The 20,199-nt window shown below is 71.1% G+C and carries 18 protein-coding genes; 6 read left to right on the forward strand and 12 right to left on the reverse strand.

The window, feature by feature from the left end:
- Positions 1 to 73: 73 nt before the first annotated feature.
- From WME89_RS25720 to WME89_RS25735, 4 genes are read right to left on the reverse strand one after another with little or no spacing between them, the layout of a single operon-like run.
- A complete protein-coding gene (locus tag WME89_RS25720; RefSeq protein ID WP_438011718.1) occupies positions 74 to 721 on the reverse strand; it encodes a hypothetical protein in 648 nt (215 codons plus the stop codon).
- Positions 722 to 729: 8 nt separating this feature from the next.
- Positions 730 to 1,485: an ankyrin repeat domain-containing protein gene (locus WME89_RS25725; RefSeq protein WP_438011719.1), complete on the reverse strand. Its 756-nt coding sequence runs from the start codon at positions 1,483 to 1,485 to the stop codon at positions 730 to 732.
- A gap of 3 nt (positions 1,486 to 1,488) precedes the next feature.
- A complete protein-coding gene (locus WME89_RS25730) occupies positions 1,489 to 2,718 on the reverse strand; it encodes a DUF4150 domain-containing protein (protein ID WP_438011720.1) in 1,230 nt (409 codons plus the stop codon).
- Positions 2,711 to 4,054 carry a DUF2169 family type VI secretion system accessory protein gene (locus tag WME89_RS25735; protein WP_438011721.1) on the reverse strand — a complete coding sequence of 448 codons (1,344 nt, stop codon included), beginning with the start codon at positions 4,052 to 4,054 and terminating at the stop codon, positions 2,711 to 2,713. Before WME89_RS25735 ends, WME89_RS25730 begins: the two co-directional genes overlap by 8 nt.
- A 170-nt stretch (positions 4,055 to 4,224) precedes the next feature.
- On the opposite strand from WME89_RS25735, the gene WME89_RS25740 reads away from it, so the two are divergent.
- Complete coding sequence (locus tag WME89_RS25740; protein ID WP_438011722.1) at positions 4,225 to 6,174, forward strand: DUF2169 domain-containing protein; 1,950 nt, start codon at positions 4,225 to 4,227, stop codon at positions 6,172 to 6,174.
- Positions 6,175 to 6,419: 245 nt separating this feature from the next.
- Here WME89_RS25740 and WME89_RS25745 read toward each other — a convergent pair whose 3' ends face one another.
- The 3 genes from WME89_RS25745 to WME89_RS25755 all read right to left on the reverse strand — a co-directional run bounded on the left by WME89_RS25745 (position 6,420) and on the right by WME89_RS25755 (position 8,926).
- Positions 6,420 to 7,100: an MOSC domain-containing protein gene (locus WME89_RS25745; RefSeq protein WP_438011723.1), complete on the reverse strand. Its 681-nt coding sequence runs from the start codon at positions 7,098 to 7,100 to the stop codon at positions 6,420 to 6,422.
- A gap of 759 nt (positions 7,101 to 7,859) precedes the next feature.
- Positions 7,860 to 8,051, reverse strand: a complete 192-nt coding sequence (locus WME89_RS25750; RefSeq protein ID WP_438011724.1) for a hypothetical protein — start codon at positions 8,049 to 8,051, stop codon at positions 7,860 to 7,862.
- A gap of 293 nt (positions 8,052 to 8,344) precedes the next feature.
- Complete coding sequence (locus WME89_RS25755; RefSeq protein ID WP_438011969.1) at positions 8,345 to 8,926, reverse strand: SDR family oxidoreductase; 582 nt, start codon at positions 8,924 to 8,926, stop codon at positions 8,345 to 8,347.
- Positions 8,927 to 9,348: 422 nt separating this feature from the next.
- Here WME89_RS25755 and WME89_RS25760 point away from each other — a divergent pair, with 422 nt between their 5' ends.
- Entirely contained in the window at positions 9,349 to 9,654 is a 306-nt protein-coding gene (locus WME89_RS25760) for a hypothetical protein (protein ID WP_438011725.1), read from the forward strand.
- Between the two features lie 693 nt (positions 9,655 to 10,347).
- Here the strand turns inward: WME89_RS25760 and WME89_RS25765 are convergent.
- The gene (locus tag WME89_RS25765) at positions 10,348 to 11,262 is read right to left on the reverse strand and encodes a LysR family transcriptional regulator (RefSeq protein ID WP_438011726.1); all 915 of its coding nucleotides are present in this window, start codon (positions 11,260 to 11,262) and stop codon (positions 10,348 to 10,350) included.
- A gap of 11 nt (positions 11,263 to 11,273) precedes the next feature.
- On the opposite strand from WME89_RS25765, the gene WME89_RS25770 reads away from it, so the two are divergent.
- Together WME89_RS25770 and WME89_RS25775 are read left to right on the forward strand one after the other, a co-directional pair.
- Complete coding sequence (locus tag WME89_RS25770; protein WP_438011727.1) at positions 11,274 to 11,510, forward strand: hypothetical protein; 237 nt, start codon at positions 11,274 to 11,276, stop codon at positions 11,508 to 11,510.
- On the forward strand, positions 11,511 to 11,873 hold the full coding sequence (locus WME89_RS25775) for a DUF1330 domain-containing protein (RefSeq protein WP_438011728.1): 363 nt from the start codon (positions 11,511 to 11,513) through the stop codon (positions 11,871 to 11,873).
- Between the two features lie 578 nt (positions 11,874 to 12,451).
- On the opposite strand, the gene WME89_RS25780 is transcribed toward WME89_RS25775, so the two are convergent.
- From WME89_RS25780 to WME89_RS25795, 4 genes are all read right to left on the reverse strand, one after another.
- Entirely contained in the window at positions 12,452 to 12,955 is a 504-nt protein-coding gene (locus tag WME89_RS25780; RefSeq protein WP_438011729.1) for a hypothetical protein, read from the reverse strand.
- Between the two features lie 242 nt (positions 12,956 to 13,197).
- On the reverse strand, positions 13,198 to 14,379 hold the full coding sequence (locus tag WME89_RS25785) for a hypothetical protein (RefSeq protein WP_438011730.1): 1,182 nt from the start codon (positions 14,377 to 14,379) through the stop codon (positions 13,198 to 13,200).
- Between the two features lie 720 nt (positions 14,380 to 15,099).
- Positions 15,100 to 16,998, reverse strand: a complete 1,899-nt coding sequence (locus WME89_RS25790; RefSeq protein ID WP_438011731.1) for a hypothetical protein — start codon at positions 16,996 to 16,998, stop codon at positions 15,100 to 15,102.
- A gap of 485 nt (positions 16,999 to 17,483) precedes the next feature.
- Positions 17,484 to 18,995: a hypothetical protein gene (locus tag WME89_RS25795; RefSeq protein ID WP_438011732.1), complete on the reverse strand. Its 1,512-nt coding sequence runs from the start codon at positions 18,993 to 18,995 to the stop codon at positions 17,484 to 17,486.
- 354 nt (positions 18,996 to 19,349) lie between these two features.
- On the opposite strand from WME89_RS25795, the gene WME89_RS25800 reads away from it, so the two are divergent.
- The gene (locus tag WME89_RS25800; RefSeq protein ID WP_438011733.1) at positions 19,350 to 19,673 is read left to right on the forward strand and encodes a hypothetical protein; all 324 of its coding nucleotides are present in this window, start codon (positions 19,350 to 19,352) and stop codon (positions 19,671 to 19,673) included.
- Positions 19,640 to 20,029, forward strand: a complete 390-nt coding sequence (locus WME89_RS25805) for a GFA family protein (protein ID WP_438011734.1) — start codon at positions 19,640 to 19,642, stop codon at positions 20,027 to 20,029. The genes WME89_RS25800 and WME89_RS25805 overlap by 34 nt, the downstream gene beginning before the upstream one ends.
- Positions 20,030 to 20,199 lie beyond the last annotated feature (170 nt).

Here is a 20,199-nt window from a genome sequence, read left to right on the forward strand (position 1 = left end):
CTCTCCTCGGCGAGGCTCGGCCGGGGCTCAGCGGCAGGTGGCGCGCGACGCGCCGGGCGGCCGGCTCACGGGCTCACTTCCGGATCTGTGCGCCGTTCGTCTTGCCCTGGATGCCCTGGATCAGGTCCAGGGCCTTCTGGACGTCCGCGAGCACCGACCGGAGTACCTCGAGCACCGGCGCGTTGGCGCCGCGCATCTGCGCCATGGTCGCGGCGTTCTCGACGGCCTGCACGGCCTGCGCCGGCGACGGGGCGCTCGCGGCGAGCGCCGCGATCCGCTCCCGCGCCGCGCCGAGCGAGAGCTCGTGCACCGGCTGGCCGCGCGGCCCTGAAACGTCCATCGCCTGCTGCAGGATCTCCTCGGTGATCCGGCGCGTCTGGAACTGATCGGGCCGCGGCGGCCTCGCCATCGCCTCGGGCGAGGCCCGCAGCAGGCGCCCGAGCTCGGTGAGCCGGGCGGCGAGCTCCTCGCGCGACGCGACGTCCCCGGGCCCGAGCGCGCCGTCGCCGGCGCCGGCCAGCAGCGCGCCGCCGCCCGGGCGCGGCCCGCCGCCGCGACCCGCGCCGAGGAGCGGCCGCAGCCGCCCGCCGAGCTGCTGCCACCGCGCCGCGAGCTGCTGGACCCCCTCGGAGAGCTGCACGACGGGGTTGGCCTGCTCCGGGGGCACCGGGCGCGCGGGGGACTGTCCGACGATGCGTCCGATCGTGTTGCCCGTTGCCATCGATCACCTCACCGCGCGTGGCCGACCGGGACGACCGGCTCCTCGCCGCGCTGCCGCATGCGCTCGCGCTCCACCTCGGGCGGCGCGGGCGGCCACGCGACCCCCGCCCGTACGATCCTGTCGCGGAGCGCCGCCATCTTCAGGAGCGCGGGCGACCCCGGGAGCTGCCGGGCCATGAGCTCCGAGAGGACGTGCGCGAACGACTGGCCGAGGCGGTTGACCGCGCCGGGATCGGCGCCGCGGTCGAGCAGCTGCTCCACCTGGTCGAGCTGCAGGGCGCGCAGCGCGTAGGTGATCGCGGGCGTCCCGAGCGAGTCGCGGGCGTTCACGTCGGCGCCGCGGTCGAGGAGCAGGCGCATGTTCGCGGCCGTGGGCTCGGCGGCGGCGCGGAAGAGCGCCGGCGTGTGGCCGCGGCCGACGCGCGCGTCGGGGGAGACGCCGCCGTCGAGCATCGCCCGCAGGAGCTCGGGGCTCTGCGCGAGCAGCGCCAGATCGAGGGCGCTCGAGAGGCCCGGCACCACGTGGTGCACGTCGGCGCCCGCGCGCACGAGCTCGGCCACGATCTGCAGGCGCTCGGGCTCGAGCCCCGACGCCCGGTGCATCGCGAAGACCAGCAGCGTCATGTCCTCCGCGCCGGGCGTGTCGAGGTCGGTCGCCGGCGCCAGCGCGCGGACGGCCGCGAGGTCGGCGGCCGCGATGGCGCGCGCGAGCTCGCGCTGCGGGCCGAGGAAGAAGCGATCGGGGTCGGGCGGGCGCGCGGCCATGGATCAGCACACCTTTCCGGTCTTCTCGGCGATCTTCTTCTGATCTTCCTGCTTCTGCCGCTCGATGCCCTTGAGGACGTCGGGCATCAGGTGACGGTTGTACGGGTCGAGGCTCGACGCGGGCAGCTGGTGTCGCGTGCCCACGGCGTCGGGCGCCAGCGCGCTCAGGCCGATCTTGGCGAGGGCGCCCCACAGGCCGCCCGCCGCGAACGCGGCCGCGGTGCCCTTCCACCCCTGCTCCTGCATGCCCGTGAGCGCCTCGTCCTGGACCTGGTAGGCGGCGATGTCCGTCGGGTGCTCCGTGCCGCCGTAGCGCGTCACGGTGCCCGCGTTGAGCCCCGCCGCGTTGAACGTCCAGCCCTGCGAGCCGCCCGCGGTCGCCGCGGCCGACGCGAGGCCGCCGCCGAGCGAGTGCCCCGTGTAGTCCACGCTGCTCCCGAGCGTGTTCCCCACGCGCACCGCGTCGCGGTAGTACGGCGAGTCCATGTTGAGCCCCTGCGCGAAGTTGTTCTGCCAGTCCGCGCCGCCCTCCGTCCCCCGGAAGGCGACCGTCGGCCGTTGATCGCCGCCGAAGACGTCGGGATCGGGCTCGTAGAGCCGCGTGGCGCCGGGGCGGCTGCCGTCGAGGTCGCCGGGCGTGAGCCCGTAACGCGCGAGCGCCTCGGGGTCTTTGCTGATGTCGCGCCAGCCCGTGGGCGCCGGCCTCGACGGGTTGTACACGTGCTCCGAGAGGGCGGCCTTCTCCGCGGCGATGTTGTTGCGCTCGAAGCGCTCGGCGGCCTCGCGCGTGGCTGCGTCCTGGCTCTTCTTGCCCTCGGCGATCTGCTCCTTGCGGCACGTGTAGCGCGCGGCCTTGTCGGCCTTGTCCTGCGCCGCCTTGTCGCCGTTCATCTGCGCCATGTCGCCGTGGCGCACGACCGGCTGCGCGTTGACCCGGACGCTCGGGCTGTGCTCCTGCGACCAGCTCTGCTGCCCGACGGTGCCGCTCACGACCCCCTTCGCGCTGCCCGGCTCGTCGCCCTCGGTGGTGGGCATCACCGTCCGGTCGTGCTTCTGCACGCGGCCGAGGTTGGCGTGCACGTTCTCGCTGGCGTCGAGGGCGGGCGCCAGCCTGGAGACCACGTTGTACGGCACGGGCGGCGTGCTCGACCCCATCGGGGTCTTGCAGACGTCGGGCGCGCACGACACCGCCATCCACGGCTCCTGCTTGCGCGAGAGGACGTTCTCAGCCACGCGTCGCCTCCAGCTTCAGGAGCGGGGCGCGCGGGTCGAGCTCGAAGCGCGCCTCCATGCGCTCCACCCCGAGCGCGCGCGCCACGAGCGCCCGCCACACGCACGTCACGACCATCGCCTCGGCGTCGACCGTGAGCGTGTCGAGCGCCGCGGGGACCGGCACGGGGAGCCCGGCGATCCAGGCGAGCGCGAAGGCCCGGTGCGGCGGCAGCTCGAACGCGATGCGCCCGTCGCGGGCGAGCTCGGGGCGCGCGAGGTTCCAGAGCTCGACGCGCAGGCCGGGGCCGGGGTGCGGGATCTGCTGGTCGTCGGGCGCCGCGTTCCAGTAAGCGAAGGAGAAGTCGTCGGGGAGGAACGGGTGCCGGCCCTGCACCCACGCGGCGTCGTAGGTGCCCGCCCGCTGGAGCCGCGGCGTCCACGCGCGCCCCACGCACCCGAGGCCCGCCGGGCGCACGCCGTAGCCCTCCGCGAGCTCCGCCATCGCGGGCGCCTCCACGGCGTGCGGCGGGTGCGACGCGACGACGAGGCGCGTCACCCTGCCGTCAGGCCGCTCGACCTGCGGCGCGGGCACGCGGTCGGGCGCCGGCGCGCCGGCGTCGCTCAGCGCGCCGAGGTAGCGCGACTCCATCCACCCGCACCCGACCGGGTTCGTGAAGCACACCTCGTCCAGGAGCGGGCCCCTGCCGGGCTCCGGGGCCGGCACCAGGCTGCGCCCGCCGAAGGCGTGCTCCCAGCGCACCGGGACGCTCGCGGTCGGCTCGGGCTGCGTGAGGCGAAAGCCCTCCGCCGTGCGCTTGAACCACCGCGGCCCGCACACCTCCACCGCCTTGTCCACGAGCGCGCGCCTCGCGGGCGCGGGCGCGCCGGCGTCGCCCCTCGGCGTCCGCCCGTCCGGCGCCGTCACGCGGAGATCGGCCTCGTCCCCGGGCGGCGGCTCGCCCGGCGCCATCACGCGGAGATCGGCGTCGTCCCCGGGCGGCGGCTCGCCCGGCGTCGTCACGCGCAGCCGGGCCGTCCAGCGCTCCGCGGGCTGGCCCCCGGGCGCCCACGCTGTCGCGCGCACGAGCACGTCGCAGCGCGGCTTGAACGGGGCGAGATCGCTCTCCGCGCGGACGCTCGACGCGTTCGTCTCGCCCTCGAACACGTCGCGCAGGTGGAGCTTCCCCGCGTCGTCCCCCGGGAGGAGCTCGCAGCGGTGGGTCGTCGCCTCCCCGTCGCCCCCGGCGGCGGCGAGCCTGTAGGCCGCCTTGAGCACGAAGACGTGGTGCTCCTCGTCGCTCGCGTCGAGGGCGCCGTAGGCCAGGGCGTCGAACGGCGTGAGGTTCCGGCACTCCATCGTCGCCCTGCGACGCTATCGAAGCGCACACCGGCATTCAACGGCGACGCGCCGCGGCGATCGGGCCCGTGGGGCGCGAGGCGGCGAGGCGCGCCGGTCCGCGTCCGGCGCCGCACGGCGGAGTGTCCAGCGCGTGACCAGGGAGCGATGGGGCGCGCTCGCTTCGCCGGATGCCTCGCGGCTCGGGTATCCTCCTCGACGCGATGGACGTCGTCTGCCAGGGGTTCCTGCGCGCCAGCACGCTGGTGTGGCGGCTGAGGCCTGACGCATGGGCGCTCACCATCGCGTGCCGGGCGCACTTCGAGCTCGCGCCCGGCGAGTCGCCGCTGACCGGCGCGCCCATGGCCCCGCCGGAGGGCGAGGACGACGAGCGGCGGTACGTCGAGCCGTGGGGTCCGGTCGCGCCGCTCAAGCGGTGGGGAGAGGTCGTCGTCGTGGGCCACGCGCACGCGCCCGCGGGCAACCCGGTGCGATCGCTCGTCGCTCGCCTCGCGGTGGGCGTTCTGGACAAGGCGGTCCAGATCCGCGGGGACGCGGGCTTCACGCGCCGGCCCGCCGGGTTCGGCCCGATCCGGCCGGAGTGGCCCGGCCGCGCGCAGCGCCTGCGCCGGCACGCGGCGGGCTGGGATCACGCGCGCTGGGTCGAGCGCCCGCTCCCCGAGGACATCGACGCCGCCTATTTCAACGTCGCGCCTCCGGACCAGGTGACGGACGAGCTCACGGGCGCGGAGCGGATCGTGCTCGAGCACCTGCACCCGCGCTTCGCGCGGCTGATCACGCGCCTTCGCGCGCCGACGCCGCGCGCGTTCACGGCGACCTACGGGGTCGAGCAGCGGGTGCCGCTCCGGTGCGACACGCTCGTCATCGACGCGGATCACGGCGTCGCGGCGCTCGTCTGGCGCGGGCAGCTGCTGCTCGATCATCCGCAGCGCGAGGGGGTCGTGTTCGTGACCCACGACGACGCCGCGCCGAGCAGCACGGGCACGATGGCGCCCCCGCTCTCGTCGAGATCCGCCGCGGCGCTCCCGTTCCAGCGGGCCTCGGCGCCCGCCGGCGCGGCGCCGCCCGCCGGCGCCGCGCCGGACACGAACGGGTCGCCGGACGCGAACGGGGCGCGCGTGCCGCCGTCGCCCGCGGCCTCGCGCCCCGTCGAGGAGGAGGACCCCGCGCAGACCCAGGCGCCAGCGATCGAGCCCGCGAAGGCCGCGCTCCCGTTCCACGCCGGAGCGCCCTCGCCGCTCGACGACGCGCCGGAGGGAGGGCCCTTCACGCTGCGCCGCGCGACGGACCCGCCCGGACCGCCGCCGTCTCCGCCGCGCGCGGGGGACACGGCGCCGCCGCCGTCGCTCGCGGGGGACACGGCGTCGCCGTCGCTCACGGCGAGCGACGCGCTTCACCCCGACGCGCCGCCCGCCTGGCGCTTCTCGACGGCGCCGCCGCCGCCCGCGCCGTCCGCGCCGCCGCCGCGCGCGACGACGCCCGCACCGCCCGCGCCGTCCGCGCCGCCGCCGCGCGCGACACCCGCACCGCCCGCGCCATCCGCGCCGCCGCCGCGCGCGACCCCCGCGCCGCCCGCGTCATCGCCGCCCGCGCAGCGCCGTGTCGCGATGCCCGCTCCGGCGGAGGAGCACGCCCCCGCTGCGGTCGCCCCGGAGCAAACCCCGGCCGGGCCGAGCGCGGCGCCGGCGCTGCCGCTCGGCGAGTACCCCCTCGCACGCTGCGCGGCGATCGCGGCGCAGCTCGCGCGCCGGCCGGAGTCGCGCGACGCGATCCTCGACGCGGAGGCGCTCGCGCCGCGCACCTGGGAGGCGCTCCACGCGCACTGGCTCGACGCGATCCGCGCCGGCGCGGCGCGCGGGAGCAAGGCGCTGCTCTCGGCGTACGACGCAGCTTATGTCGGGGCGCTCGAGGCCGAGCGAGGGCCGATCACGGTGGGCGAGTACGCGCGGCTGATGATCGCGGTCGAGCGCGGGACCGACAGAGAGGCCCTCGCAGACCTGAGGCTGCCGGAGGGGGTGACGATCCGGCTCCGACGCGTGTGGCTGGAGAGGATCGTGAGAGATCCGCACGCGGCCCAGGAGGTGCGCAAGGCGATGCGCGAGGCGGGGCAGGCCTCGTAGTCGGGCAGGCCGGCGGGTCGCTCATCTCACTCGAGGGGAGCTGAAAGCCACGACGACCTCGACCTGCTTGGAAATCCCACCTCGGACGTGGAGGTGATGGCTCCACCCTGGTCCCGAGGCCGGCGCCCCGGCGCCCACTTCGTAAATACTATTGCCTAATACCTCCTTTGATGTAAAATACACGGAAACCCATCAGAACGCGTGGGACACCGATAGGGGCAACCGCGGCGGCTTTCCCCATGGATTCAGGCGGCCGCGCCCGCGCTGCCGTGCGACGGCGCCCGGCTCGCGACCGGACCGCGAGAGACGACCTGCACGCGGTCTCCCACGCGGACGCGGCCCTCTTCGACGACGCGCAGGTAGATTCCGCGCAGGTGCAGCGCACGGTATGCGGGGTCCAGGTTGAGCTGCATCGGACAGAGGCCGAAGCGTTGGACCCACTTCTTGCAGCCGTTGTGGGCGACGGGAGTGACTTGCAGCAGGCAGTCGCCGGAGCGTAGCAGCGTGCCGGGCGGGAGGTTGTCCGAGGACAGGTCGAGATCGAGATAGAGGTTATCGCCGTGAAGCTCGAGGGGTTGCCCGTTGGCAATGAGGCGCGCGACGTCCGCACGCGTCGTCGCCAGCTGATAATCGGGGCCGTACTCGGTTTGCGTGGCCCAGCGATCTCCGGGCATCCCGCCCTCCACCGTGAGCACGGCGTCGGTGTGCAGCCGCCGCTCGCCCGCAGGTCCGCGCGCGACCATCAGCGCCACCCTGCCGTCGTCGAGCGGCGCGCTCAACGACGCGATGCCGGCTTCGAGCGCCGCGCGGCCGAGGTGGCGGCTCGGATCGCCGCGCAGCCCCACGAACTGGAGGCGCTCGGTATCGACGCTGCCCGGGCGGGCCGCGGTGAGTTCTTCCTGGCTGGGCTCGGCAGGCTCAATCATGAATCGCTCCATGCGGGCCCAATACACCCGCCGAGCAGGCATGATACGTTACGACAGGCGCGCCAGCAAGAGAACGGGCGTTGGCGCGAGGGCGCTCTCTCTCGGCCCCGGCCGACTCGCCCACGGGAGCCGCGGGCGCCCGAGTCCCGCCGTGAGACCTGGAGGGGCTCGCCCGGGCATCGAAGATTCCCGGGCTCCGAGGCTCCCTGACAACCGACCACTGGGCGGTACAAGGCGCATTCGACCTCCTGGCCTCCCCGCGCCCTGTTCGCGGTGCCGCCGGAGACCTTGGACCAGATGATGGGCGAGAGCTTCACCGCGGCGTTGGGAGAGTCGTCGCTGTTCGCGCTCTCGGGCGTGCCGGGGCGTACTCGAGCGCCACGTGGGTCGGCGACTCGACGGGCTACGACCTGGGACGGCCACGACGAGGAGCTTGATTTCGGATCGCGTCTGGATTGCCTGACCGCTTCGTGGTCCTCGTCCGGAGAGAATTTTCTGTTTCCGTCGGATACGCACCAAAGGGTGTTGTCAACCGTGGGTTGCACCGGTTGACAGCAGCGGTTGGCACCGGCGGTTCGCCGCCTCCCGGCGCCGAGCCCGTCCTCGAAGTCTTCACGCCTTTCGTTCGAGGAACGGAAAGTGCTATGCCGGACAATGACACCGGTTACCAGGACGAAGAACCACGTTCAGGGATAGGAAGTTGGCCTCCCGCCACCCCCGGGGACCACGCCGCCCAGCTTGCCCTTCCGTGTCACTGCGTCAGGACAGGAATCCCAGCCACAGACCCCAGCGGCCGCCCTCGGACCGGCATTCGTAGTCGTCGGCGCCTCCCGGGTTGTTGGGCCACATGTACAGCTGAGCGGCGCCCTCGCACTCGGCCCGGCTGTTGTACGTGCTGTGCAGGTACCAGAAGTCCGCCGCCGCGGAGATGGCCTCGCTACCGGTATCCATACTGGCTGATGCCGCTCCGGTCACGCTCACCGAGAGGCCCAGGCCGATCACCATCGCGACACCTACCGAAAACAAGCGCTTCCCTCTGCTCAATGGAACCTCCCTTTGGCTGGAACCGACTGGAAGCGTAGCAACAGGTATACCAGTCGAGAGGCCCGCAGGGCCGACTTCTCAGGACCTACCAGTTCCTCACGCAAGCTGTGCGAGGATCCGCGTGCCATCATCAGGCTCGAGTGGCCCCTCTGAGCCTCCGCGTCGAGGCCGTTCGGCGACGCGTCCACACAGCGGCCGTGTCAGGCCGCGACGAGCCCGCCATCGACGGGCAGGGCGACCCCGGTCACGAACGACGCCTCGTCGCTCGCCAGGAAGAGGGCCACCCGAGCCGGCTCGATCGGGTCCGCGAACCGGCCGATCGGGTGGCTCGCGAGGACGTGTCGCTCCACGGCCCCATCCCTTATCCACTTGTCGAACATCGCGGTGTGCGTGCCCCCGGGGCAAATCGCGTTCACCCGCACGTTGCGAGCGGCGAAGTCGATGGCCGCGACCTTGGTCAGCCCGATGATGCCGTGCTTCGACGTCACGTACGCGGACAGACCAGGCGTCGCCACGAGGCCTCCGACGGAGGACGTGTTGACGATCGCGCCCCCGCCGGCCTTGAGCATCTCCGGGATCTGGAACTTCATCGACAGGAAGACGCCCTTCAGGTTGATGTCGATCACGCGATCCCACTCGTCCTCCTCGAGCTCGGGCACGCTCTTGATGACTTGCTCCACGCCTGCATTGTTGAACGCGACGTCGAGCCGCCCGTACCTCTTCACGGCGGCTGCGACCATGGCGGCGCAGTCGGCCGCGCGCGACGAGGATCGTCCCCACAGCCGTGGCGATGGCGACCTGCCCGGAGGCCGAGCCGCCCAGGTTCGACGCTCCGCAGCCGAGCATCCCGGTCGCGCCGGGGTCGGCCACCGTGCCCTTGTGCTCGATGAGGCCTCGCCTGCTACCGATCGCCCAGCGAAGCCCTCCGTCGATGTGCATCACGCTGGAGCCGTACATGGCCGCCTCGTGCTCCGTTGCCGTGATCTCAGAGCCGCCGAGATCGATGACCGTGAGCTCCGGGTAAGCGAACACGCCGATCGCGCGCTCGGTAGGCACGAAGGTGGCGATGCCACTGAATTCGTACTGTGCTACGGGAACGTTCCCTCCGCCGATCCGGTAGATCGTGAGCGGTTTGCGCGGGGAATCTGCGCTGTGCGTCCAGAGGTAGTCTCCGATCGCTCCGAGCTCGTAGAACTCCGGCAGGTTGACGATGCTCTCCTGGACGCCGGTCTTCGAGTACACCCGCACCGTGCTGCCGGCCGTCGTCAGGAAGCGCGCGCCGTCCTGGGACCACGCGTGGAAGGTGCCCGCGAACCCGGGCGTGATGGACGGCGGCGAGCCGTCGATCGGTATGACCTGGACCGACGAATCCGCGCCGTATTGCGTCGCGAGGTGCACCGCGTCGGGGGCCGCGTGGACACTGCCGTCGCGCGCCAGCGTGATCGACAGCACCTCGCCCCCGGTGCGGCTCCAGACGGTGATGTTGCCGCGGCGGGTGGTCCACGCGTAGCTCCGGAGCCGCCGGAGCCGCCGGAGCCGCCGGAGCCGCCGGAGCCGCCGGAGCCGCCGGAGCCGCCGGAGCCGCCGGAGCCGCCGGAGCCAACGCTGGGGCCGCTGGAGGCACTGCCGGTGCCAGCGCCACCACTGCCGCTGGGGTCGCCGCCGGCGCCGCCGGCGTTCCCGCTGCCAGACGTGACTCCGGGAGAGCCGCCGCCTGCCCCTCCGGAGGAACTGTCGCCAGACCCGGGGCCAGAGCAACCGACCATCAAGAGTATGCACGGGACGATGAGTGAAGTCGTTCGCATGACCCTGAGGTGCCGCACCCCCAGCGTTTCGTTCATCGTCGGATGCAGAATGCTCTCGGTGCAGGTCGCGCTGCGCCGGTTCGAGGGAGCACCTGTCCGCCAACTCCCATGCCTCAGCGAGCGCAAGGATGCGCGCGTGCTCCGGCACAGCTTCGAGGAAGCTGCGGCGCACGGCGGGGGACTCCGATGTTTCCGCCGATGATCGTGGCGCCGCCGTGCCCGACGAGCGGACGCAGGCGGCGCACTTCGCGCTCGTCGGGCTCGCGATCGTCGTCGCGCTCTCCGGGCTCGTCGCCGCGTTCCTCCACCGGCGCTGACGTTTCCGCGAGGGCAAGACTGCCCTTCCCCGCCCGCGTCTACAGCGCGCCGCCGCGGCCTGCCAGAGTCCGGGCGTGAGCTCAGAGCAAGTCGGAGAGGTCCGGGGCGTGCGTGCTCAGGAACGCGATCAGCTTCGTCAGCCGGCCGGGGGTCAGGCGCCGCTCGCGGCGGAGCAGCGAGATCGGGACGGGCTCGGCGCGGAGCGGTGCGAGCACCTCGACCGCGGCGCCGCTCCGGAAGGAGGCCGCGGCGAGGTAGAGCGGAGTGCAGGCGATGCCGGCGCCGGCGAGCATCGCGCTGAAGCTCGCGTCACCGTCGTCGAAGGTGAAGCGGGCCTTCGGCTCGTAGCTGCCGTCCCGGTGCGGCCAGGGCAAGACGCGCCCGCTGCCGTTGCGGAAGGCGATGAGGTCGTGCCCGTCGAGATCGCGCAGGGACACGGGGCGCGCGCGGCCAGCGAGGTAGCCCGGCGTCGCGCAGAGCACCCACGGCGCGGCGAACCAGGTCTGGGCGATGTGCCCGGGAAGACCGTCGAACGGGCCGGAGCGGATCGCGAGATCGATCCCGCCCTCGGCGAGGTCGAGCACCCGGTTCGTGACGCGGATGTCGACCCGGAGGTCCGGATGCACGCGCGCGAGCTCGCCCACGAGCGGCGCGAGGACGTGCCGGACCATGCCGGCGGCCGCCGTGAGCCGCACGATCCCGCCGTCGCCGCGAGCGGACGCGTGCGCGGCCGTCTCGGCGAAGGCCTCCGCCGCGCGCACGGCCTCGCGCGCGGGCTCGAGCAGCGCCTCGCCGGCGTCGGTGAGGGAGATGGCATGCGTCGAGCGATGGAGGAGCCTCACGCCGGCGCCGTCCTCGAGCCGCGTGATCGCCTTCGAGACGCTCGCGGCGGACATCCCGAGGCTGCGCCCGGCCTCGGCGACCGAGCTCGCGTCCACGACCGCGAGGAAGCACCGCAGCTGCGGGACGGACACCTCGAAGTCGATCGCGGCCATGCCGCGCGACGATGCGCGCGTTCGCGGCGCGCCGCAACGGCGGGCCTCCTCGCCGGCGAAGCCCGGCCAGCTCGTTCCGCCTCGCCTCGATGCTCGGCTGGGAGACCCACGCCCTCGTGCAGCGGCAGCTCGTCGACGCCAGGGGGAACGCCGGCTTCAGCGGCCACGACGACGTCGAGTACGACGCGAGCCACCGCATCAAGAGCATCGTCATGTTCACGGACATCCCGAAGGAAAGGCTGAAATAGATGATCACGATCACCCCCTCCGACCTCGAGCGCTTTCTCCGCGAGGACGACGGCAAGCCCGTCGTCATGCTGAACCTCCTCCGCTTCCGCCCCAACGGCGGCCGCGAGCGCTACTTCGAGTACATCGCGCTCGCGCGCCCCGTCCTCGCCCGCCACGGCGGCGAGATCCTCTACGCGGGCGACGGCAAGACGGCGCTCTGCGCCGAGCCCGGCCAGTCCTGGGACTGCGTCGCCCTCGTCCGGTATCCCTCGCGAAGGGCGTTCACGGACATGATCGCCGACCCGGAGTACCACCGCGCCGACCCCGTGCGCCTCTCCGCGCTCAGCGACGCCGTGCTCCAGCCGACACACCCGCTCGGCTGAAGCGCTCCGCGCTCTCGAAGCGCCTCAGCGCTTCTCGCGATTGCGCCTCTCCTGGATGCGCGACCTGAAGTGCTCTCCGCCTCGAGGATCCCGGCGCCGCGGCCGCATTACCGTACCCGCCCGGCGCGGGTTACGGTCAAGACGCCCGGATCGCCGACCTCTCTCGGCCGCTGACCGCCGCGGCGCTGCAGCGCGGAGCGCGGTATCAGGAGAGCCTGGACGGGGACGCCTGGCGCCGCGAGAGGACCTGCACCGGCTGCCCCTTCTTCCGAGCCTGCGACACGTATCCCTTGTTCGAAGCGAGGTACGAGAGCCTGGCGCGCGGGCGATGCAACCTTGCTTACGACGTCATGCGCCACATGGAGCATCCCTTCCGGACGTGGGGAGTCGATCCCGGAGTCGATCCCGAGATGCTCGTCGGCCTCTTGCGCGAGCATCTCGGCTTATCGAGGGACGCCGCGTGGTGATCGGGTCACGGCGTCGTGGCGGGAACGTTCGCGCCGGTGGAACGAGAGCGGCGCGGGCGTCCGTACTCGGCGTCGCCCTGCGTCGTTGGTTGCAGAGAGGGAGACCGACGCTCAGCCGCAGCCGCCCCAGTCCTCCCCGCCGCAGTCGTCCCCCTCGACGACCCACAACCCGGTCGCCCCGTCGCAGTCGGCGATCGCCGTGCCGCATTCGACATAGTAGTTGCACGGTCCCACGCCGTCATAGCCCTCGCAGCTCGTCCCGCTCTCGGGCAGCGCATCGGGGCACGGATCACACTCCGCGACCCACACGCCGTCGATACATCTGTCCCAGCAGCCCGAGCAGGCGCTGTCGCATATCTCGTCCTCGTTCGTGCAGGCCGCTCCCGGCTGAGCGCCGTATCCCTGATCGCACTCCACGGGGCCGCCGCCGGTATCGCCCGACGCGCTCGACGACGTCTCGGGGGCGCCGCCGGTGCCGTTCGACGCGCTCGACGACGTGGTTCCTCCGGACGAGTCGCCCCCCGATCCGGTTTCAGTGGGCTGCTCGACGGGATCGGAGCAGGCGAGCACCTGGAGCAGCGCAACGGGGATGAGCCATCGAATCGAGGTCTTCATGCCGTGCCCCGGGAGCACGTGACGTGCCAGCGTCAATCACGAGGTTTTCTGCGTGATCGAGGATGTGCCTGTGCCAGAGTGAGTCTTCTTGCGCACCGTCCCAAGCCCGTCCGGGCTGCGGGCTGACGCCGCCCCACGTCCGGCATCGTCGACCCCGGCGAGAGCCGCAGTGAGCCACGCCCATGGCGATGGCTCACGTGTGCCAGCGGCGAGCGCGGCGAGGTCATTGCCGAAACCTCCAATCATTGTATCGGCGCAGGCGCGGGCGCCGCGGCAGGCGCGGGCGCCGCGGCAGGCGCGGGCGCCGCGGCAGGCGCAGGCGCAGGCGCAGCGTCCGGTGCGGGCGCAGGTGCGGGCGCAGGCGCCGGGGCCGGCGTGGGCGCAGGCGCCGGCGCCGGCTCGGGAGCCGGCGTGGGCGCAGGCGTCGGCGCCGGCTCCGCCTTGGTTGGCACCGGCCTGCAGGGCACGCAGGGCGGCAACCCTGGCACCTTCGAGCCCACGGCATAGGAGAGCGTGAGCAGGATGTTATTCTGCACCTGCCAGGCGTCGATGAGCTGCGGCTGGCGCACGACATGGAGCTGGTAATCGAGGGACGCCCACTCCACGAGCTTGAAGGAGAGCCCCCCGACGATGTCGACGTTCATGAGGTCCAGCGCGCCGCGATCATCGCCTGCGTCCAGCTCCGAATACACGATCGGCAAGAGGGCGGCGATTCCCGCCTTGTACGTGATCTGCTTCTCGCGGAGCGTGCCCGAGGCCTCGATGACCGCCTCGGCGCCGAGCTGGTTATAGCTCGAGAGCTCGCTCACCTCGACCTCGGGCGTCCCGTCGTCGTCCCCCAGGGCGAGCACGCCCGACGCAATAACCTCCTGCGCGCCAGCGCCGGCGCGCGCCTCGACAAGGACTGACTCCCGATTGACAGGCTGGACGAAGACGCCGAGCGACTGCTTGAGCGTGACTGGCTGGAACGGATCGCTCAGGCGAAGGCGCGTCCCGGTGATCGCCTCGGTGGTCCCGTCCGCGCGCGTGATCGCGTAGGTCGTCGGCGCCGAGCGCGGGTCGCTGCCAGGGAACAGCTGCGTATCGAGAGCGAAGCGACCGAACGGCCCGAACCAGGGCACGACGTGGTAGAGGTAAATCGCCTCGAAGGCGAGCGCGTCGCGCGTCTTGACCCAGGTATCCAGCGCCGGCGTGCGCGTCACGCCAGCGCCAGCCCCGAGCGTCATGCGGAGCTCGTGGGCGGCCTTATTCAAGTCGAGGGAGCCCTCCAGAATGAAGCCTGCGGATATGCCTGTCCCGTCTGCCTGCCCGACGACGCTGCGATTATTGGCCAGGTTGAACGTGCCGCCGAGGAGCAGCCCCGGTGACCAGCCCTCCACGCGCCCCGGATTGGTCGCAGGCGCTTCGACGTACGTGGTCTCCACGGAGGGTGCCGACTGCGCAGAGGCTCCGCGAGCGAGCAGACCGGCCACGGCGCACGCTGATGCTACAAGCCCGAAGCGCTCTGGAGAGATTTTCATGGAATACCCTCGGTGATCGTACTGAACCAGGTGCAAACACGGGGTCTATAGCACGGAGGGCGCTCGACGAGGGTCGAACGTGAAATAATTCAAAAGAGATCGGCGCCGTCGAGTCAGCGGCTGCGTTTCACGTGAGCTCGCCTCGCCCGAGCCTTCTGTCACGAGCAACGCTGCTTGGAGGAGATCGGGCCAAGGCCGCTCCTCTCCAGTCGCCCAGTCGCCCAGTCGCCCAGTCGCCCAGTCGCCCAGTCGCGCGTAGCGCCCCGCCCACCTGCGCGCCTGTCCGGAGAACGGCGGCTGTTGACATCGAGACAGGGAGCCCGCGGAGCCACAGGCGTTCATGGCCAGGCGGGCCGCGCTCATCCCTCCACCGCGCTGGCCGTTGCTGAGCCTGCCCGGCGTGCTCGCGCCGCGCTCGTCGTGGCGCGGCGCAGTGGTGTCGTGTGTACCAGCGGCGAGCGCGACGAGGTGCCGCTCGCCCCCCTTCGGAGGCGAGCGCCCCGGCCACGCAAAGCGGTCCGCGCACCAGCCTCGGCACCGGCGTCACCCGCGGCGCTGGCCCCGCCAACCTACCGCGACCTGCGCCGGCGCGGGCTCCGGCGTGCCTGCGCCAGGAGCTCCGGGCTATTGCAGCGTCACGGTGTAGGAGCCATTGGCTCGGAGGCCGAGCAACTGGATGACCCGGACGACGTACTCGCCAGGTTGCTCGAAGAGCGACGACACGTCGTTGTCACCTTCCAGGAGATATTCCTCGAGGGGGAGCTCTTCGGCCGGCGCACCGCGCCGGCTCACTTCGATGCGGCCAGTGTCCGTGTCCCGCAGCACGATGTGGAGGTTGGTCGATGCGCCTGCGCTCAGCAAGAACCAATCCTCGTCTTCCCCCTTGGCCAGCTCCCACTTGCCCTCGACGTCCTCGCCGGCCTCCAGCGTGGTCGCCGTCTCCACGGACGCCCCGTGATCGTCCTTGTAGAGGGAGATGTAACGGTCGATGTCTTCGGGGCTCGGGAGCAGCGGCGACGAGATCATCTGTCCCCCCAGCGAAGCTCGGAGGTAGTATGTGCCCGTCTGGCTCGGCTTGAACGAGACGGTCCTTTCCGAGGCCGACGCCACAAGGCTCTGCTGGGCATCGAAGAGCTCGAGAGGCACTCGGCCACCGAGGGAGTAAAGCGTGTCCGCCTGTAGGTCGGCGGCGAACATGTCCACGTCGCCGGGCGGCTCGATGCGCGCGCTCCATTCGCCGGGATCGACCGCGCTGGCCGAGTCGGAGCGATCACCGTGGTCGTCTTCCACGTGACACAGGGGCCGCGACGGGTCGTCCGTGTGCCCCTCGCACGCGCCAAAATCCCGGAGGAGACCCAGGTAGAGCGAGAGCCAGCGGGAGAAGACCTCATGGTTCTCCTCGTTCATGGTCGACTGATCGACGGCGCGTTGCATCTGGTCGGCTCGAGCCAGCATCCTGTTGATCTGGTCGAACAGCGTGGGGCTCTGGTTGCGCCGCAGCCAGTCCGCGAACGCGTCTCGGTTCTGTTCGAGCGTGCGTCCCTCGTTGGCCACGTAGTCTGGGCGGGACACGCCGACCAAGTCGAAATCGTAGGGAGCGTAGAACATCGCCTTGCGATCGACGTCGACCATGGTGACCAGGTTCTTCCCTTCGATTCCGTCGTACTGAATCACGAAATCGTTCAGCAGGTTCAACAGCACCAGACCATGCTGGTCCACCTTGAGCTGCGAGGTATCGACCCCGGACAGGTCCTCCCATTCCACCATGCCGCAGCGCTCGGCCATCTCGTCCTCGGGCTCGCGCACGAACGCGAGGTGCGTCTCCTCCTTGCCGGTCGGCGCGTCGTGGTAGGTGAGCCGTACGAGCCGCGTCTTGAGCGAGGGCACCTGCAGCTGATCGAGCACTTGATAAACCGTGTCCTCCATCAGCAGGCGCTGTTCGTAGGTCTCGATGGAGTCCGCCTTGAGCGTGGGAGACAAGCCCTCCCTGTCTCCGCAATGCGTGACGAACTTCACCGACTTGCCGAGGTGCGCGAAGATGTTATCTTTCTGCTTTTCCTCGAACTTGAGCGAGAACGGGCGAAAGCCGCAATGGAAGCGCGAAACTCCCCGGGCGATGATGTTCGCGGTGATCGGCGCCGCGCCGCTCTGGTCGCTCAGCTCGATCACGGCCTGTGAGCCCGATTCCTCTTTTGTGGGTGCGCTGTTCAGCTTGGTAAAATCGGCAGAGATCCGCATGTTCAACACGTCGCGGCTCTTGAACATGGGCGACTTTGAAGCGTTACAGGTGAGCATCTGCGAGTCCGGCGACGTGTCGGCGGGCGGCTCATCGCCGTTGTCGGTGGGCGCCTCGCCGCCGTTGTCGGCGGGCGCCTCATCGCCGTTGTCGGCGGGCGCCTCGTCGCCGTCGGGATCCAAAATGGATGCCTTCGAGTTACTGGACGGCTCGCTGGAGCATGCCCCGCTCAGCGCGAGTCCAGGCAAGAGCAGGGTCGCAAGGAGGATCGAGCGCGCTTGGTTCATAGAATATTCAACCATCAGGAATGGGTGGTGCCGCGAGAGGAAGCAGCGGCGGTGCGAATGAAATATTCAAATGACGATAAACGACGGTGCTTTCACTCATGTGCAGCTACATGGTCCATGATCGGCCTCTCATGCCCATCCGGCTCCTCTCCCAGGGCTGCCGCAGGGGGGGGCTCGAGCATCCCATGATTGCGCTCGTGGCCATCGCCATGGCGAGGAGGACCTCTGCACGCCGCTCACAAGCAACGACCATGATGCTCCTTTCGCCGCGCATCAGCACACGGACAACCCCGGGCCGCCCGGATGTGGGCCGCACACAGGGATTGATGCCGCCAGGGGGCGCGAGCCTTCAGATGATTTGCCGTGGCGTCCTCGACTCGCTCGCCTGGACACCTGGAGGGGTGTCGTCGCGGAGTTTTCGATCCATCGAAGCGCGACATTTGCTATGGCACCAAAACCTTCGGACGCGTCGGCCTCGTCGTGCTTCAGCGCGCGATCAGCTCCCCGTCGGAGGTCCACCCCACCTGCGCGCCGGGCGCCGTGGAGCCCGGCTCCGAGAACCACAGCGTGATGCGACCGCTCGTGGGCTCACGCTCCACTTCGGGGAGCCCGAGATCGGGATCGCCCGGGTAGCTCCGCTGCTCGCCGTCCGCCAGCGTGACCGTCATCTGCCTGATGAGCGCGCCCTCCAGCTCGAACGTCACGCGGCGGCCGTCCGCCAGGGTGACGCCGCCACGACCGATCGACGTCGGCGCGTTCGCCAGCCACGCTTCGCGCATCGCGACGCGCGGATCGCCGATGCGCTGGGCGTGCTCGCCGCAGGCCGGCGGCGCGTCCCCCAGGCGCGCGCACACTGCGTGGAAGAACGCGCTCGCCGCCTCAACCTCGCGCACGAAGCGGTAGCGCGTGGCCAGGATCTCGTCGTCGAACACCGGAACGTTGGCGAGCGGCTCCGCGTCGATCTGATTCAGCGCGACCTGCACCGCGGCGATCCCGTCGACGATGGCAACTCGGAGCGCGCCCGCCGGCACCTCTTCCCGCAGGGTCCAGATCAGCTGCCGGAGCGACTGGCCTGTCTCGTGGTCGGCGCGGCCGAAGCGCCAGAACGCGTCCGAGACGGACTGCTCGTATACGTCCATCCTCCGGCGACAGTCGACGGGCGTGCCCCCTTCGCCCAGCACCTTGCCATGGCAGGGATCACCGTCGAACACGTGCGCGAGAATGTCGGCGATGGCCTCATTCGCGGCGGTGCTGAGGCGCTCGCCGAGCGGACCGGAGGCGAGCCAGATGCCGTAGTGCAGCGCATGGCCCAGCTCGTGATTCACGACGTCCCTCTCCAGGTAAGGGTGTGCGCGCGTGGGCTGCGTGGAGTGTCCGAGCAGGGTGTAGGAGCAGTTCCTGCGCAGCGGCAGCTCGAACTCGCCGTTGTCGGTGCCAAACGAGAAGGTGCCATCGGGTCCCAGGAGCTCCTCGTGCTCCCGTCGCAGCGCCTGCGCAATGTCTGCCGGGCCGACGTCGGGGTTGTCCGCGTGCTCCTCCACTTCATCGAGGAAGCTGCGATGCAAGGGTGGCCGCTCGCACGTGAACGCATCGATCCGCTCGATCGCTGCCCGGTTCGAGGGCGCGCTCGCGACCTCCGCCTCGAGCGCGCGCAGATCGTCGAAGATGCCCTCGCCGTAGAGCTGCGGCAGGGCCTCCGTCGCGCTCGTCCCGCGCGGCGGAGAGATGAAGAGCCGCGCTGGCGCATGCGGTACGCTCAGCCCTGCCTCCGCCCAGTACGCGAGGAACGCTCGCGCCGAGGGCAGCACCTCGGCCTCGAAGCGCTCGCGATCGGCCTCCGTGGCAAACGCTCCGCGCGCGACGATCGGCTCGACGAGGGCCGCCGACTGCAGCGTTGCCCCCTCGCGATCGCGGAGATCGAGCCCAGCGCCTGTCGTCGGTCCCACGTCACACGCCGCGAGCAGCGGGGCAAAGGCGAAGAGAATGGATTTGTTCATGTTGGGGTCTCCAGGAAAGAGGCGTCTCTCGTCGGGCCGGCACGTCATGAGCTGGCTCGTCTCTGGCCCTGTTCCGCGGCGTCCTGTGTTCCTTTAAACTCCGCGGACGATTTCTCGCCCGCCGTGAAGAGAACAGCCGCCGGCCGACAGGTTGAACGTGGCCCCGCCGATCCCCGAGTCGCCGCGGCGCCACGCCTCGCCCTCCCCGCGGCGACAGTACTGGAGCAGCGGTGGCGCGCCGAGGTCACGCTTCTGGTAGCACCACGCCCGCCGCCGCCTCCGATTTCGTTGCGCCCGCCCTAGGACGACATCGCGGCGGCGAGCCATCGCGATCCGCCGCGTGCCCGGGGTTTCTTGGAGGAGCGCGGGCCACGTCGGTCCGAGCAGCGCCGGCTCGACCAGGAGCACGCGCTGGTCTATTTTCAGCTCGTCTGGAACGGGTCGCGTGAGCCCATGCAGCAGGCTCTGGAGGCGTTAATCATGGAACGGCAGATCGAAGGCGAGGCGACCTTTCCCCCACTCGTACAGAAGCTGATCGACCGCGGCGAGCTCGAGGGCATGCGCGCGGGCGAGCTCAAGGGCCAGAGGGACACGCTGCACCCGATGATTGGTTGCCAAACCTTGCGTTCAGGAAGGAGTGAGCTGTGCACAGCGGATCATGTCTTTGCGGGGCTGTGAGGTTCGAGGTCGACGGCGCGCTGCCCCCGCCCGATGCCTGCCATTGCTCGCAGTGCCGCAAGCACTCCGGTCATTTCTTCGCGTCCACGGACGTTCCTCGCGCCGCCTTGACGATCCACGGCGCCGACAAGATCACCTGGTTCCGCTCTTCCGAGAAGGCGCGACGAGGCTTCTGCTCTGCATGCGGCTCTTCGCTCTTCTGGGACCCAGTCGACCAGAACAAACATGACTGGATCGGCATCGCCATGGGCGCATTCGATACGCCGACTGGCACCAGACTGAGGATTCACATCCACGTGGCCGACAAGGGCGACTACTACGACATCGCGGACGATCTGCCGCAAAACCAGCATTGATCAGCCCGTCGCCTGCCATGCGAGCTCAGGTAGCAATGCGCCGCCCGACCAGAGCACTTTTCTCATCCATGCGGTCCAGCGCGCCGCTGGTACCGTGACGTGGGCGAGCTCGGGGCCGAGCGCGCCGGGTGTGCGTCTCGCCGCCTCGCCGCGGGGCGAGGCGCCCGAGC

This window comes from Sorangium sp. So ce321, assembly GCF_051530195.1.
GTDB lineage: Bacteria > Myxococcota_A > Polyangia > Polyangiales > Polyangiaceae > Sorangium.